General features: G+C 64.0%; 16 protein-coding genes. 6 read left to right on the plus strand and 10 right to left on the minus strand.

What is annotated here, in order from left to right:
- Positions 1-2 precede the first annotated feature (2 nt).
- Both ACXAJV_RS05185 and ACXAJV_RS05190 read left to right on the plus strand, forming a co-directional pair.
- On the plus strand, positions 3-557 hold the full coding sequence (locus ACXAJV_RS05185; protein WP_475082690.1) for a MarR family winged helix-turn-helix transcriptional regulator: 555 nt from the start codon (positions 3-5) through the stop codon (positions 555-557).
- A gap of 74 nt (positions 558-631) precedes the next feature.
- Positions 632-2,044, plus strand: coding sequence for a serine hydrolase domain-containing protein (locus tag ACXAJV_RS05190; RefSeq protein WP_475082692.1), 1,413 nt, complete (start codon positions 632-634; stop codon positions 2,042-2,044).
- Positions 2,045-2,061: 17 nt separating this feature from the next.
- Here ACXAJV_RS05190 and ACXAJV_RS05195 read toward each other — a convergent pair whose 3' ends face one another.
- Together ACXAJV_RS05195 and ACXAJV_RS05200 are read right to left on the minus strand one after the other, a co-directional pair.
- Positions 2,062-3,177 (minus strand): beta-ketoacyl-ACP synthase III, encoded by a 1,116-nt coding sequence (locus ACXAJV_RS05195; protein ID WP_475082695.1) that lies wholly within the window; start codon positions 3,175-3,177, stop codon positions 2,062-2,064.
- Between the two features lie 94 nt (positions 3,178-3,271).
- Positions 3,272-4,627, minus strand: a complete 1,356-nt coding sequence (locus tag ACXAJV_RS05200) for an OmpP1/FadL family transporter (protein WP_475082698.1) — start codon at positions 4,625-4,627, stop codon at positions 3,272-3,274.
- Between the two features lie 184 nt (positions 4,628-4,811).
- Here ACXAJV_RS05200 and ACXAJV_RS05205 point away from each other — a divergent pair, with 184 nt between their 5' ends.
- The 4 genes from ACXAJV_RS05205 (at position 4,812) to fghA (ending at position 7,578) form a co-directional block, all read left to right on the plus strand.
- Positions 4,812-5,921: an S-(hydroxymethyl)glutathione dehydrogenase/class III alcohol dehydrogenase gene (locus ACXAJV_RS05205; RefSeq protein ID WP_475082700.1), complete on the plus strand. Its 1,110-nt coding sequence runs from the start codon at positions 4,812-4,814 to the stop codon at positions 5,919-5,921.
- A 61-nt stretch (positions 5,922-5,982) separates the two neighbouring features.
- Positions 5,983-6,222: a FitA-like ribbon-helix-helix domain-containing protein gene (locus ACXAJV_RS05210; RefSeq protein WP_475082702.1), complete on the plus strand. Its 240-nt coding sequence runs from the start codon at positions 5,983-5,985 to the stop codon at positions 6,220-6,222.
- Positions 6,219-6,647: a type II toxin-antitoxin system VapC family toxin gene (locus ACXAJV_RS05215; protein WP_475082704.1), complete on the plus strand. Its 429-nt coding sequence runs from the start codon at positions 6,219-6,221 to the stop codon at positions 6,645-6,647. Before ACXAJV_RS05210 ends, ACXAJV_RS05215 begins: the two co-directional genes overlap by 4 nt.
- A 91-nt stretch (positions 6,648-6,738) precedes the next feature.
- Positions 6,739-7,578, plus strand: a complete 840-nt coding sequence (gene fghA / locus ACXAJV_RS05220) for an S-formylglutathione hydrolase (protein WP_475082707.1) — start codon at positions 6,739-6,741, stop codon at positions 7,576-7,578.
- A gap of 10 nt (positions 7,579-7,588) precedes the next feature.
- Here fghA and ACXAJV_RS05225 read toward each other — a convergent pair whose 3' ends face one another.
- The 8 genes from ACXAJV_RS05225 to ACXAJV_RS05260 form a co-directional block, all read right to left on the minus strand.
- Positions 7,589-7,813, minus strand: a complete 225-nt coding sequence (locus ACXAJV_RS05225; RefSeq protein WP_475082709.1) for a hypothetical protein — start codon at positions 7,811-7,813, stop codon at positions 7,589-7,591.
- 138 nt (positions 7,814-7,951) lie between these two features.
- Positions 7,952-8,437, minus strand: a complete 486-nt coding sequence (locus ACXAJV_RS05230) for a peptidase S1 (protein WP_475082710.1) — start codon at positions 8,435-8,437, stop codon at positions 7,952-7,954.
- Positions 8,438-8,439: 2 nt separating this feature from the next.
- The gene (locus ACXAJV_RS05235) at positions 8,440-8,886 is read right to left on the minus strand and encodes a peptidase S1 (protein WP_475082712.1); all 447 of its coding nucleotides are present in this window, start codon (positions 8,884-8,886) and stop codon (positions 8,440-8,442) included.
- Positions 8,887-9,212: 326 nt separating this feature from the next.
- On the minus strand, positions 9,213-9,776 hold the full coding sequence (locus ACXAJV_RS05240) for a hypothetical protein (protein ID WP_475082713.1): 564 nt from the start codon (positions 9,774-9,776) through the stop codon (positions 9,213-9,215).
- A gap of 75 nt (positions 9,777-9,851) precedes the next feature.
- Positions 9,852-10,430, minus strand: coding sequence for a DNA-3-methyladenine glycosylase I (locus ACXAJV_RS05245; protein WP_475082716.1), 579 nt, complete (start codon positions 10,428-10,430; stop codon positions 9,852-9,854).
- Positions 10,431-10,607: 177 nt separating this feature from the next.
- A complete protein-coding gene (locus ACXAJV_RS05250; protein WP_475082718.1) occupies positions 10,608-11,087 on the minus strand; it encodes a YccF domain-containing protein in 480 nt (159 codons plus the stop codon).
- Between the two features lie 124 nt (positions 11,088-11,211).
- On the minus strand, positions 11,212-13,497 hold the full coding sequence (locus tag ACXAJV_RS05255; protein ID WP_475082720.1) for an ATP-dependent helicase: 2,286 nt from the start codon (positions 13,495-13,497) through the stop codon (positions 11,212-11,214).
- A 278-nt stretch (positions 13,498-13,775) separates the two neighbouring features.
- Positions 13,776-14,183: a bacteriohemerythrin gene (locus ACXAJV_RS05260; protein WP_475082722.1), complete on the minus strand. Its 408-nt coding sequence runs from the start codon at positions 14,181-14,183 to the stop codon at positions 13,776-13,778.
- Positions 14,184-14,268: the final 85 nt, after the last annotated feature.

A 14,268-nucleotide genomic window follows, 5' to 3' on the forward strand; every position in this document is an offset into this window, starting at 1 on the left:
GCATGTCCGGACACTCACCGACCACGCATTTGCTCGAACGCCTGTCACGCCTCATCCAGAATGAGGCGCATGCTCGCGGGCTGAAACCCGTGCAATGGGAAATCCTGCGCTTCCTGCTCCTGGCCAACCGGTTTTCCCGCACGCCCTCGGCCGTGACCGCCTATCTCAATCTGACCAAGGGCACGGTGTCGCAATCGCTCAATGCGCTGGAATCCAAGCAACTCGTGACGAAGGAGCCGGTCGCCGGCGACCGGCGGCGCCTGTCGCTGGCCTTGACTGCGGCGGGGCGGGAGACGCTGGCCGGCGATCCGATGGATGCGCTGGATGCCGCGGTGCGCAGTGTGGAGGCAGCGCGCGGCGAGGACATGTCCGGAGGATTGCGGGCGGTTCTGTCCGATCTTTTGCGACGGCGCGGCGGCCGGGCCTTCGGCGTGTGCCGGACCTGCCGGCATTACCGGCCGGAGCCCGGCGCGGCAGGCCGGGCGCGGTGCGCCCTGCTGAATGAAGCGCTCACGCCTGCCGACAGCGAGGCGATCTGCGTCGAGCATGACGACTAGGGACACGAGCCGGACAGTGGTGCCAGCGGCCGGTGCCTGCTAGGTCAGGTAAAGACAAGGGTGGGGGACATCGAATGTGGCGTTATCTGGCGATCGTGGGACTGCTGTGTCTGACCGCACCCGTTTTTTCGCAGGACCACGCGCAATCGGGAGACGTCGAGGTGTTTCTCGACCGGGCTGTGCCGCGGGCATCGGCGCCCGGTCTGGCCTATGCGCTCATCGAGACCGGTGATGTGCAGCGGGGCGAACGCGGTGAGCGTGTGGCGGGCAGTGACCTGCCGGTCACACAAGACACGCCCTTCGCGCTCGGCTCGATCTCGAAGAGTTTCACAGCACTCGCCATCATGCAGCTGGTCGAGGCCGGCCGGGTCGAGCTCGATCACGGCATTGGCGACTATCTGGATGCGTTCGACGGCCAGCCCGGCGGAACCATCACGATCCGCCAATTGCTGAGCCATACGAGTGGCTATTCCACGCTGCAGGGCAACCAGTCCCACACCGACCGGACGGGCGGGGCCGGTGAGCTGGCTGAGCGCGTCCGTCAGCTGGCGGCGGCAGCGCCTGCCAGCGAGGCCGGCAGCCGGTGGCAGTATTCCAACGCCAACTACCTCATCCTCGGGGCGCTGATCGAGACGGTCAGCGGCCTTGAATACGGCGACTATATCGAGACACGGATCCTTGCGCCGCTGGGGATGGACGACAGTTTCGTCGCCGATGGCCAGGCTCACGAAACAATGGCCACCGGCCATACACCCTGGTTTGGTGGCCGCCGCCCGGTGGCCGACCGCCGGACGGTGCGCGGCATGGCGCCGGCAGGGGGCGTGATGGCCAGCGCGTCTGATATGGCGCGCTATCTCGCGATGATGATGAATGGCGAGGACGATCTGATCAGCGCCGGGCACAAGGCCCTGATGCTGAGCCCGGCCAGTGCGGCCTCGCCGCACTACGGGTTTGGCTGGTTCCTCGATGCCGAGGCCGATGCGGCCTACCACACAGGGCTGACCCCCGGGGTCGAAACCATCGCTGTCCTGTCCCGCGCGGAGCCCAGAGGCGGTGTCGTTCTCGTCAATGCCAACAGCGGCATGGGGTTTGGCGTGACGGGAGATATTCTCGCGGGCTTTGCGGCGATCGCGCTGGGGGAGGCGCCACAGAGCGGCGGCAACCATCTGGGGGCGAAGAGCCTCTATCTCATGCTGCTGGTGTTGCCCGTTCTCTTCCTGGCCGGTATCGCGACGGCGTGGATACGCCGGGACGGCCTGCGGGCGAAAACGGGGGCTTTCGGCCTGTTCAGCCTCGTCTTCCCGCTGATCGCGACGCTTGCCATGGCCTGGGTGCTGATCGACCTGGTGCCCAAACTCTTCGGCGCACCGCTCGCGACGTTCAACCTCTACCAGCCCGACATGACAATCCTGCTGGTCGCCAGTTCGGTGTGCGGTATCGGCTTTGCGGTCTTCAGGCTGGCCGTGGCTTTGAGCGGCCGCAAATAGGCCGCTGACTTGCCCGTTCAGAGCTTCTCGACAAACACCGTGCCGGCGGAATAGCCCGCGCCGAAGGAGCAGATTAGCCCCTTCTCGCCAGGCTCGAAACCGTCATGATGGCGATGGAAGGCGACCAGCGAGCCTGCGCCCGCCGTATTGGCGAACTCGTCGAGAATGACCGGCGCTTCGCTGACGTCGAATTCGCGGCCGAAGACGCGCTTGGCCACCATCATGTTCATGTTGATATTGGCCTGGTGCAGCCAGAGGCGCTTCATCTGGTCCGGTTTGAGACCGAAGCTCGCCATGTCGTTGAGGATCATCTCGGCGACCATGGGACAGACTTCCTTGAAGACCTTGCGGCCTTCCTGGACGAAATAGCGGTCGTCGAAATCCGGTTCCGGATCCTCGGAGGCGTTGAGGAAGCCGAAATTCGACCGGATATTGTTGGAGAATTTCGTCATCATGTTGCGGCCGACCACGCGCCAGCCTTCGCCGCCGGCGACATCCTCGTGCTCGATCAGCACGGCCACGGCGACATCGCCGAAGATGAAATGGCTGTCGCGGTCGCGGAAATTGAGCTGCGGCGTGGTGATTTCCGGCACGATGACCAGCACGGATTTCGCCATGCCGGTATCGATCATGTTGATGGCATTGACCATGCCGAACGTGCCGGAGGAACACGCCACGGTCATGTCAAAGCCGAAGCCCTCAATGCCCAGCGCGTCCTGCATCTCGATCGCCATGCACGGATAGGTGCGCTGCATCGAAGTGCCCGAGCAGATCACGGCATCGACGTCCTTCGGGTCGCGGCCGGCGCGGGCCAGTGCGTCGCGGGCGGCGGCAACGCCGGCTTCCGCGGTCAGGGCGAGCTCGTCATTGGCGCGCGGCTTCACCCGCGGACGCATACGGTCGACATCGAGCACGCCGGCCTTGTCGATCGTGTAACGCGACTTGATGCCGGAGGCCTTCTCGATGAAGCCGGAGGAGGAGGGGTTCTTTGCCTCGACTGAACCGCGCGCAATGGCGTCGGCATTCTCGGCATTGAAACGTTCGACATAGGCGTTGAAGCAGGCGACGAGTTCATCGTTGGAAACGGATTCGTCGGGGGTCCAGAGGCCCGTGGACCGGATAACCGCGCTCATTCACATCACTCCGGGACGTATGAAAGAGGCGCGAAACTAGTCCGGCAACGCCGCGGCGTCACCCTCCTAGCGCGGTTGTCCGGTCCGGCAGGTATCAGAAGCGCCAGGTCAGGCCCAGGGCGACAAGGTCGGCAGCGTTCTCGTCATAGACCCCGGTCAGCGTGTCGCCGCCATTTCCCGTCTCTTCGATCTGCGCATCCTCAAAGAAGATGTGCTGGTAGCCGGCGTCCAGCGTGACATTCGCGCGCGGGGTCCAGGAGGCGCCTAGCGCGGCGACGGTGCGGTCGGCATCGGGCACGCGCGGCGAGCGGAAGTCCGGATCGGTCGGCGTTTCCTCGACGGCGACGCCCCCGCGCACGGTCCAGGCCGCATTCACGGCGTATTCGGCACCGGCGGAGTAGCGGATCGTGTTGTCGTAATTGAGGGTTTCCACCGTGTCCGGCTGGGCCGGATTGTCGAAATCGACCGAAATCCCGTCGAACCGCTCCCACTGCGACCAGCTGACATCACCGGTCAGGGCCAGGCGTTCGGTGGCCTGGTGATGCAGGCTGACCGAGAAGCGGGCCGGCAGGTTCAGCGGCGCAAAGGCCTGGCTGTCGGTGAAGGCCGGATCGAGGATCGGTGCGATCGAGGCCGGGGTGGAGAATTGCGCGTCGCCCTCGATACCGTGATCGACACCGGACCGGTAGGCCAGGCCCAGGCGTGTGGCATCGGTGAGGGTGATCAGCGCACCCAGATTATAGCCGAGCGTCCAGTCGTCGCCGTCGAGCTTGACGAAGCCGTCCGCCTGTTGGGGCAGGGCACCGATGGACGAACACGTGCCCGGCGCGGCCGGTTCCACCTGTCCCAGGCACAGGGCCCCGAAATCGACAGTATTGGTCAGTTTCACGCTGGCATATTGCGCACTGACGCCTACACCCAGCGACAGCCAGTCATTCACGACAAAACCGAGCGAGGGGTTGATGTCGATGATGGTCAGATCGGATTCGAGCGTCTGATAACGGCCGACCCAGCCATCATCATAATCTGTGGTGAGGCCGAAGGGCGCGGTCAGCCCGATGCCGAACCAGAAGCGCCCGTCGCCGATCGGCTGGGCGTAATAGGCATTGGGGATGACGGCATCGTTGAACAGGTCGCCGCCATTGCCGCCGCTCAGCGGAGCGCCGGTGGCATCGGTCGATCCGGTATCGGTGAACGCGCCATTGCCCAGAATGCCATGCAGGCCGACATTGAGCTGACGCCCGTCCAGCTGTGGCAGGGCGGCAGGGTTGGAAAAGACGGTCGACGCGTCGGCAGCGTAGGCGGCATTGCCGGAATTGGCGAGGCCGAGATCGCGCACGCTGTATTCCTGGATGCGGAATCCCTCGGCTTGGGCGGCCGTACCGGAAAGGGCGATCAGTATGGCGGTCGCGGAGACGCGCCAGCCGGCGGGGGGAAGAGACGGAAACATGACAAACTCCTTGCGCCCTCCCCAGTGACCCAACGGTGTGCGACGTCGTTTCGTTCCGTCCGCGTTTCAAGAGGTTTGCTGCGCAGCAAAATCTGCTTTTTGCAGCCGCGTACGCCTTTGACCTCCCGGTCCCGGAGTGCGAAACACGGGTTCTGCAATCGGTCTGGAATCCCGGGAGAGCTCCATGAAAACGCGTGCCGCTGTCGCCTTCGAAGCCGCAAAACCGCTCGAGATCGTCGAGGTCGACCTGGAGGGCCCGCAGGCGGGCGAGGTGCTCGTCGAGATCAAGGCGACGGGGATCTGCCATACGGACGAATTCACCCGCTCCGGCGCTGACCCGGAAGGTGCCTTCCCGGCGATCCTGGGCCATGAGGGCGCGGGCGTGGTGGTGGAGTGCGGCCCGGGCGTGACGGGGCTCAAGCCCGGCGATCACGTCATCCCGCTCTACACGCCGGAATGCCGGACCTGCGAATACTGCCTCAATCCCAAGACCAATCTGTGCCAGTCGATCCGCTCGACCCAGGGCCAGGGCGTGATGCCGGACGGCACCTCGCGCTTCTCCTACAAGGGCGAGAAAATCCTGCACTATATGGGCTGCTCGACCTTCTCCAACTACACCGTCCTGCCCGAGATCGCGCTGGCCAAGGTTCGCAAGGACGCGCCCTTCGACAAGATCTGCTATATCGGCTGCGGCGTGACCACGGGCATCGGCGCGGTGATGTTCACCGCCAAGGCCGAGCCGAACTGCACGGCCGTCGTCTTCGGTCTGGGCGGGATCGGTCTCAATGTCATCCAGGGTCTCAAACTGATCGGCGCGCGCCAGATCGTCGGGGTCGATATGAACCCGGCCAAGGAAAGCATGGCGCGCCAGTTCGGCATGACCGATTTCGTCAATCCCAAGGATGTGACAGGTGATCTCGTCGGCCATCTGGTGGAGCTGACCGGCGGCGGGGCCGACTACACGTTTGAATGCATCGGCAATGTCGATGTGATGCGCACGGCGCTGGAATGCAGCCACAAGGGCTGGGGCACCTCCATCGTCATCGGCGTGGCGCCGGCCGGCGCGGAAATCTCCACCCGTCCCTTCCAGCTGGTCACCGGCCGCAACTGGCGCGGCTCGGCCTTCGGCGGCGCACGCGGCCGCACCGATGTGCCCAAGATCGTCGACATGTACATGGAAGGCCGCATCGATATCGACAGCCTGATCACTCACAAGCTCAAGCTGGAGGACATTAACAAGGGCTTCGACCTGATGCATGCCGGCGAGAGCATCCGCAGCGTGGTGGAATATTGATCCACGCTTGGGCCTGGCCTGCGGGCCTGTTATGATATCGCCATGATATCAGGAGGCGCGCATGGGCCAGGTCATCATCCGCAATCTCGACGATCATGTGGTCGCCAACCTCAAGCGCATGGCGGCGCGGGAGGACAAATCGCTGGAGCAATTCCTGCGGGAGGTGCTGGCCATGAAGGCCCGTGAGGACCGTGAGGATCTGATCGCCTTTGCGAGGGGCGTGCGCGAGCGATCGAGACCGGCTTTCAAGGACGCCACGCAGATTATCCGGGAAGACCGCGACAAGGATCATTCGGTTTGACGGCCTGTGTTCTTGATGCCAGCGTCGCGGTGAAAATCTTCGTCGAAGACAGCTACAGCGATCAGGCGGCAGCGGTATTGCGTCGCTATGACCTCGTTGCGCCCGCCATTCTCCTGTCAGAGACGGCCAATGCCTTCTGGACCTATATCCGGCGCGGCGATGTCCAGGTTGCTGATATGCGCTTGTCAATCCGGAAGCTGGCCGCGCTGATCAGCATCCATCCGGATGAGACACTGGTCGAAGAGGCTCTGGCGGTGGCGGCCGAGATGGACCATCCCGTCTACGATTGTCTCTACATGTGCCTCGCGCGGCGCGACGGTCTTCCGTTGATCAGCGCAGACAGGCGCATGTTGAAGCTGGCAGGCGAAAAGTTGAATATTGAAGCTGTTCCGCTCTCCAGCATTCCCACCGACGCGACATCATGACCCGGCCGCCAACAGGTTCAGACGGAGGCGGAACCGGACCCAGTCCGTGCAGCAGAGTACTCGCATACCGGTTTGAAGAAAGGACATCGCCTTGACCCTCCAACCCGTTTCCAGCTGGACGTCTTTCGGCGGCACGCTGTCTGTCCATGATCATGACAGCGAGGCCTGTGCCTGCACGATGCGCTTTGCCGTTTTCACGCCGCCCCAGGCGAAGGACGGACCGGTGCCCGTGCTGTGGTATCTCTCCGGGCTGACCTGCAACTGGTCGAATGTGATGGAGAAATCCGGCCTGCAGCGCATGGCGGCCGAGCTGGGACTGATGGTCGTGGCGCCGGACACCTCGCCGCGCGGCGAGGATGTCGCCAATGACGAGGCCTATGATCTGGGCCAGGGGGCGGGCTTCTATATCGACGCCACGGAAATGCCCTGGGCGCCGAACTTCCGGATGCAGCAATACATCACCGAGGAATTGCCCGCCCTGATCGGTTCGGCCTTTCCCGCCGATATGGAGCGGCAGGGGATTTTCGGGCATTCCATGGGCGGGCATGGCGCGCTCACCCTGCACTTCAAGCAGCGCGCCCGCTATCGCTCGGTCTCGGCCTTCTCGCCGATCGTGGCGCCGTCGAAAGTGCCGTGGGGCCGCAAGGCCTTCCAGGCCTATATCGGCGATGAATGCCCGGCCTGGGGCGAGCACGATGCCTGCGAGCTGGTGAAGCGCCAGCCGTCCGAGGCGCATATCCTGATCGACCAGGGCGAGGCCGACCAATTTCTCGAGGAACAGCTGAAGCCGGAAATGTTCGAAGCGGCGTGCCGCGAGGCGGGCCAGTTACTCACCTTGCGCCGGCACCCCGGATACGACCATTCATACTATTTCATCGCCAGTTTCATGGAAGACCATCTGCGCCACCATGCGAAGGCACTGAAGGACTGATCCGGCCGGATCAGTTGTCCTCGACCCGGTGGCGCGGCCGGGTGCGCTGGAAGGGGCTGTCGCCATTGTCGCAGATCCACTCGCCGGGCGCGGCTGCGTCCTGCGGTCCGGCCTGGCGGCAATCGCCGGCGCCCAGTTCTGAGGCCGAGGGCAGGTCCTCATTTCGGCCACCTTCCAGATAGGCGCAACCGGTGAGGGCGAAACTGGCGGCAAGCGGAAGGAGAAGACGGGTCATGGGGCGCAGCTCCGGTTCATCGGGTGACGGGACCGGAAAACTAGCGCCGCGCCGGCGCGCCTGTCACGTGAAACCCGCGTCACATCGCCGAGCGGCTGGCGTGCCGGAGGCAGGAGGTTCCGCCCCCGGCACACGGGATCAGCGCTGGCCGACCTCGGAGATCGAAAGCACGGCCGGAGCCGTCTGACCACTGGCATAGGTCGCGACCCAGATCGCATAGCCGCCAGAGCCCGGACGGTTGATCGAAATCTGGGGGTTCAGACCCGGACCGGAATCGTCGTCACACAGGAAACCGCCGTTTGGCAGGCCCACGATCAGCGTTGTGTCGCTGTTGGATGTGGCGGAGATGGTCAGCGGATACTGGCCGGCCGTGTAGTAGAGCACATAGCTGCCATCGCCCGTCGTCCAGCCACGGCATTGGGTGCCCAGCTCGCGGGCGGACTCGTAGGTGCCGCCGGCGACGACATTGACCCGGTAGGGATCCGGCGTGAAGCCGGCCTGCAGGGAGACCGAGCCGAAGACGCCATTGATCCGGCCGCCGCCACCGCCGCTTCCGGACGTGCTGGCGCAGGCGCTGACCGCGAGAGCCAGCGCCGGGATGAGTGCAAGATGATGCGCCTTCATCACTATTGCCGTCCGATTTCGGAAACCGACAGCGTGGCCTGGGCGTATTCGCCCTGACGGTAGGAGCCGATCCAGACCGAATAGCGGCCTGAGGTCGGATTGCCGATCGTCACCATCGGGTTGAGACCGTTGCCGCTGTCATCATCGCAATACCAGTTGCCGTTCGGCGCCTGGATGATCAGCGTCGTGTCGGCGGTCGAGCTGGCCGAGAAGGTCAGGTTGAAACTGCCGGCGCTGTAGTTGACGGCGAAGTCGACATTGTCGGCGACCCAGCCGGTGCAGTTGTTGAACAGATTGCTGGCGGCAATGGTGCCGCCGGATGTCACCGTCGTGCGATACGGATCCGGCGTGAAGCCGGCGCGCAGATTGACCGAGCCGAAGGTTTGGGCCGAGGCCGGCGCAGCAAGGCCGATGGCGGCGATCATGGCGAAGGTAGCAAGGCGTTTCATGGTGTCCCCTCCTTGGAGCGTTCAGGTCCCTCACAATGACGGGGAGCCTAGGAGCGGGGTCATGAGGCGGGTATCCCCGGTTCAGGGGAGGCCCGCCGGGCGGGGCGAAAAGCCTGTCAGCAAAGGAATGGGGAGGCGATGCGGGAACCGTCGCACCAGTCGTGCGAGGGTGCGAGGACGCGGGTCTGGTGCGGCCTTGGAGGGCCCCGCATCGCACGGCCACCAGGACCGGGATGAAGTGGTGGCCGCACGATCACGATTAGACTCGCCACGCCAGCCGCACGATCCCCCGTTCGGGGGAGAGGCTGACGGTATTGCGTAGGGGCCTACTCGGCTTCCCCGGATTCGGCCTGTGTCAGGATTTGGTAACCGGTCGGGTGGAACCCGCCTGTGCAGGCCAGGCCGGCAACGGAAGCGCGTAGATTCGCTGCGTCAGTGTCGCTGGTGTCAGCCCTATCGCCTTGGGCCGCATCATCGCCGATCGATATCAGGTCGTTGAGGGCCCCAACAAAACCTGTCGCGGCCTCGGCGGCCTGGCTTGCAACGGGCTCCGAGTCCATTGCGACGGAGGAAACCAACCCGTTTGCAGCATACTGCACCGTGAGGTCGCCCGAGGCGAGCGGGCCGGGTTCAATGTCGATGTAGTAGAGTTCACCCAGCGGGTAGACGCCGGTCTGGCTGGCTTCGACTTGATCGCAACCGGACTTGCCGTTCCGGGTGGTGAAATGCCCGTCGATCCGTACCAGTGCAGGCAAGCGCATCGGCAGGCCGTACTCGTCAATTGACGTATTATCCCCTGTGCTCAATTTGCGTGGGGACTGGGTCACAATGAGATCGCTGGCGCAGGCCGAAAGCGACGCGCTCGCAAGAAGAAAAGCCAGGATACGCATGCCTTAACCCTCCGCGTGATCGAAGTGCAGTTTAAGGCAATAGTTGCAATTTGTGCAACCACAAGGTTATTCGGCTTAGCGCACCAGCCGTTTCACCGGCTCATGGCGGTGGCAGCGGGGCTCGTGGTCATTGACCATGCCGACGGCCTGCATGAAGGCGTAGACGATCACCGGGCCGACGAATTTGAAGCCGCGTTTCTTCAGATCCTTCGACAGGGCCTCGCTCTCGACGGTCTTCGTGGGCGTGTCCTTCAGCGAGGGCCAGGCATTCTGGATCGGCGCGCCGCCGACAAAGCTCCACAAATGCTCCGAGAAATCGATGCCGCCCTCGCGCATGTCCAGATAGGCCCGGGCATTGCCGATAGCCGCCTCGATCTTGGATCTGGAGCGGATAATGCCCGGATCGGCCAGCAGGCGTTCGCGGTCGGCATCGGTATAGCGGGCGATGATCTCGGGCTGGAAACCGTCAAAGGCGGCCCGCATCGTCTCGCGCTTGCGCAATATGGTGATCCAGGCGAGGCCGGCCTGGAACCCGTCCAGCATCAGCTTCTCCCACAGGGCCCGGCTGTCATACTCGGGCACACCCCATTCGGTGTCGTGGTACTCGGCATAGATCGGATCGTCGATATTCACCCATCCGCAGCGCTGGAGCATGGCCTGGCCTCGTTTACGTGTCCGCCACACTCCACCCCGCCCGCGCCCGGCTGCCAAGCCAGGATGGCAGAGCGTGCTGACAGCGTCGTGGCAGGAGTGGGTGACGGTCGGCATCTGTCTTCCGGACGGGAAGTGTCCAGGCGAACTCCAATACTCGGCACCACTGTCGAGCGAAAGCTAGAGCCGTTTCGTCGCCGAGGCGACAATAATGTCCTCGGCAAGCTTTGTTGGCACGAGAGTGACCCCAAACGGCGCAAACGCAACGGGTGCAAGTTTGAAATGGGCCAAAGCATTCGGAAGGCATACGGGAATCGTAACGATCAGGGCGCACGCAACGAGATTCGCCAGTCCCGCAAGGAGATGCATGAGGGCGAGCAAAACCCCGAATGTGAAAACCCAAACCACGTTTGCGAGGAATTTGATAGCAGCAGATGCGTTTGAAAGTCCGTCTTCGTGGATCGGCATGCCACGGGCTTCCTTGTAGGCATTCACAGCCGTGCGGGAGACAGGCCGACGGCCGAAGGGCCAGTAAGAGTATCCGACCATGGGAAGCAGAAAAGGAAGTAATGGAAAAAGAATAATGGCCCCAAGAAGGTATATTGTTCCTATTACAAATCCTCCTAAAACAAACCAGACAATGTTAGCAATAAACGCCATCTTCACCCCCGGAACGTCGCAAAGATGCATAGCGACGCTTGGGTTGTGATGTCAATAAAAATATTATAGGTTGTATTCGGGTTCGTGGAGCGCTGTCAGCCGAGCTCGCCGGACCCCAGAAGGCCTAAGGCAATTCCCGCAGGAAGTTCTCGACGACCTTCTTCTCGCCGGCCTTGTCGAAGCGGACGGTGTATTTGGCGCCGTCGGCTTTCTTGACCGTGCCGTAGCCGAACTTGTCGTGGAAGACGCGGTCGCCCGATTTCCAGCGGCCGTTTGTGTCGCCGCTCTCGATCAACGTGGCCTTGGCGTTGATGGTGGGCGGGGCGGAGCGGCGGCCTTCGGCCTGGGAGGCCTGGTAGCGTTTCCAGCCGGGGCTGGAATAGCTCGAGGCCATGGCGTCGGGCTGCTGGCGCACGCTTTCAAAGCCCGGACCGCCATCATAATAGCCGGTCTCCGAGCGCGCCTCGACATGGTCGACCGGCAGCTCGTCGATGAAGCGCGAGGGGATCACCGTCTGCCAGCGGCCATAGATCATGCGGTTGGCGGTGAAGGTGATGATGGCGCGTTCGCGCGCGCGGGTGATGCCGACATAGGCGAGGCGGCGTTCCTCCTCCAGCGAGCGCGTGCCGCCCTCGTCGAGCGAGCGCTGGGAGGGGAAGACGGTCTCTTCCCAACCCGGCAGGAAGACGAGCGGGAATTCCAGCCCCTTGGCGCCGTGCAGCGTCATCAGGGAGACCTCGTCCTCGTCGGCCGCGCGGTCTGCGTCGGTCAGCAGCGCGACGTGTTCCAGATAGGCTTCCAGCGTGTCGTACTCGCCCATGGAGCGGACGAGTTCCTTGAGGTTTTCCAGACGGCCGGCGGCCTGGGGCGTCTTGTCCTCGCGCCACATCGCCGTATAGCCGCTTTCGTCGAGCACGATCTCGGCGAGCTCGTCCAGCCGGCTCTGCCCGGCCTGGTCGCGCCAGCGTTCCATGTCGCGCAGGAAGACCTGCAGCGCGGTGCGGGCCTTGCCGCGGATCTCGTCCGTGCCAACCATGACGCGGGCGGCCTCGGTCATCGGCACACCCATCTGGCGGGCGGTCACGGCGATCTTCTGCACCGTGGTGTCGCCGATGCCGCGCTTGGGCGTGTTGACGATGCGCTCGAAGGCGAGATCGTCCTCGGGCGAGCGGACGAGGCGCAGATAGGCGTGGGCATCGCGCACCTCGGCGCGCTCGAAGAAGCGCGGTCCGCCGATCACCTTGTAGGGCAGGCCCAGCATGATGAAACGGTCTTCAAAAGCGCGCATCTGCCAGGCGGCGCGCACCAGCACGGCGCTGTCGGAATAGGCGCGGCCCGAGGAGACCCAGTTCTCGATCTCCTCGGCGACATAGCGGGCCTCGGCCTCACCGTCCCAGATACCGCGTACGGCGACTTTCTCGCCGGCCTCGTCCTCGGTCCACAGTGTCTTGCCCAGGCGCGAACGGTTGGCGGCGATCAGGCCCGAGGCGGCACCCAGAATGTGGGCGGTCGAGCGGTAATTGCGCTCCAGCCGGATCACCTCAGCGCCCGGAAAGTCCTTTTCGAAGCGCAGGATGTTGTCGACCTCGGCGCCGCGCCAGCCATAGATCGACTGGTCGTCATCGCCCACGCAGCAGATATTGCCCGTGCCCTGGGCCAGCAGCCGCAGCCAGAGATACTGGGCGACGTTCGTGTCCTGGTACTCGTCGACGAGCAGGTAGCGGAACTTGTCGTGATAGGTCTTCAGGACGTCCGGATTGTCCTTGAAAATGTGCAGCGTGTGCAGCAGGAGATCGCCGAAATCGCAGCAATTGAGGGTCTGCAGGCGCTCCTGATAGATGGTGTAAAGACCCTGGCCGCGGCCTTCGGCGAAGGACCATTTATCCTCTTCGCCCAGCTGCTCGGGCTTGAGGCCCCGGTTCTTCCAGCCATCGATCAGGCTGGCCAGATGGCGCGGTGTCCAGCGTTTCTCGTCGATATTTTCCGCCTGGATGATCTGTTTCAAGAGGCGCAGCTGGTCGTCCGTGTCCAGGATGGTGAAGGAGGACTTGAGATCCACCAGTTCGGCATGGCGCCGCAGGATCTGGGCCGAGATGGAGTGGAAGGTGCCCAGCCAGGGCACGCCTTCGACCGCCTCGCCGATGATCGCACCGACCCGTTCCTTCATCTCGCGCGCGGCCTTGTTGGTGAAGGTGACGGCGAGGATTTCCCACGGCCGGGCGCGGCCAGTGGCGAGGATGTGGGCAAGGCGGGTCGTCAGCACGCGCGTCTTGCCCGTGCCGGCCCCGGCCAGCACCAGCACCGGCCCGTCCAGCGCTTCCACCGCGGCGCGCTGCTGCGCGTTCAGCCCTTCAAGATAGGGCGTCGGCGGCGCCGGGCGCGCCATGTCGGAAATGGAGAGGTTGGACATCGTGTCTTGGGTGCCGCCTTCGAGTCGCAATAGCGCGACAGTCTGGACCGATTGGCGAGCAATCCCAAGACCGGGATGTGCAATTGTTCGTATTTTGTTCGGGGTCTTTGTGCGCGCTGCGCGCTCTGCGGTGCTGCGCATCGCCCCCTCAGTCGGCTTCGCCGACAGCTCCCCCGCAAGCGGGGTGAGCCCTGATCCAAGGCTTCCCCTGCGAAGCGGGGGAAGTGGCCGAGCCTGGCCTGGGGCCGGGTGAGGTCGAAGGGGGTGAGTCCATCCCGCTACCCCGCCATTTTCAGCGGCATGGTGGGCGCGTATTCCATGTCGGTGCCCATAATGTGATCTGCCAGCCAGGTTCCGAGAAAATCGAGGAAGCCGGACGGGACCTGGCCGCCATTGGCGCGAATGGTGTCGGCATGCGCTGCGAACGTCTTCAGCAGGTCGGCATGGATCAGCCTGTGCGCGGCGAGGCCGGGGAAATTGACGCTGGCCATATAGGCTTCCTCGTCGCGGAAATGCGCGAGCGTGACGCGGGCCAGCTGGTCGACGAGCGCGGTCATGGCGGCACCCGTCTCGCCGGTGGCGGCGCGATCGTGGATCGCGTTCATCAGGTCCAGGATCCGGCCGTGGTCGTCATTCATCGATTCCACGCCCACATCGAGCGAGGCATCCCAGTTCATGATCGGCATGGTCGGTCTCCGGTGTCTGTCTTTCTCCGAGCTATGACTCGCCGGCGGCCAACGCACGGTTAATCCGGCGCGGCAAAACCGGCGG

The sequence above is a fragment of the Maricaulis sp. ABE4_448 genome (assembly GCF_056160825.1).

Excerpts from the sequence above, each read along its gene's own strand:
- ACXAJV_RS05245 (WP_475082716.1), bottom strand. The coding sequence starts at position 10,430 with ATGCTCCAGCGCTGCGGATGGGTGAATATCGACGATCCGATCTATGCC.
- ACXAJV_RS05195 (WP_475082695.1), bottom strand. The coding sequence starts at position 3,177 with ATGAGCGCGGTTATCCGGTCCACGGGCCTCTGGACCCCCGACGAATCC.
- ACXAJV_RS05255 (WP_475082720.1), bottom strand. The coding sequence starts at position 13,497 with ATGTCCAACCTCTCCATTTCCGACATGGCGCGCCCGGCGCCGCCGACG.
- ACXAJV_RS05225 (WP_475082709.1), bottom strand. The coding sequence starts at position 7,813 with ATGACCCGTCTTCTCCTTCCGCTTGCCGCCAGTTTCGCCCTCACCGGT.
- ACXAJV_RS05200 (WP_475082698.1), bottom strand. The coding sequence starts at position 4,627 with ATGTTTCCGTCTCTTCCCCCCGCCGGCTGGCGCGTCTCCGCGACCGCC.
- ACXAJV_RS05260 (WP_475082722.1), bottom strand. The coding sequence starts at position 14,183 with ATGCCGATCATGAACTGGGATGCCTCGCTCGATGTGGGCGTGGAATCG.
- ACXAJV_RS05185 (WP_475082690.1), top strand. The coding sequence starts at position 3 with ATGTCCGGACACTCACCGACCACGCATTTGCTCGAACGCCTGTCACGC.
- ACXAJV_RS05190 (WP_475082692.1), top strand. The coding sequence starts at position 632 with ATGTGGCGTTATCTGGCGATCGTGGGACTGCTGTGTCTGACCGCACCC.
- ACXAJV_RS05235 (WP_475082712.1), bottom strand. The coding sequence starts at position 8,886 with ATGAAACGCCTTGCTACCTTCGCCATGATCGCCGCCATCGGCCTTGCT.
- ACXAJV_RS05250 (WP_475082718.1), bottom strand. The coding sequence starts at position 11,087 with ATGGCGTTTATTGCTAACATTGTCTGGTTTGTTTTAGGAGGATTTGTA.
- ACXAJV_RS05240 (WP_475082713.1), bottom strand. The coding sequence starts at position 9,776 with ATGCGTATCCTGGCTTTTCTTCTTGCGAGCGCGTCGCTTTCGGCCTGC.
- ACXAJV_RS05230 (WP_475082710.1), bottom strand. The coding sequence starts at position 8,437 with ATGAAGGCGCATCATCTTGCACTCATCCCGGCGCTGGCTCTCGCGGTC.
- ACXAJV_RS05210 (WP_475082702.1), top strand. The coding sequence starts at position 5,983 with ATGGGCCAGGTCATCATCCGCAATCTCGACGATCATGTGGTCGCCAAC.
- ACXAJV_RS05205 (WP_475082700.1), top strand. The coding sequence starts at position 4,812 with ATGAAAACGCGTGCCGCTGTCGCCTTCGAAGCCGCAAAACCGCTCGAG.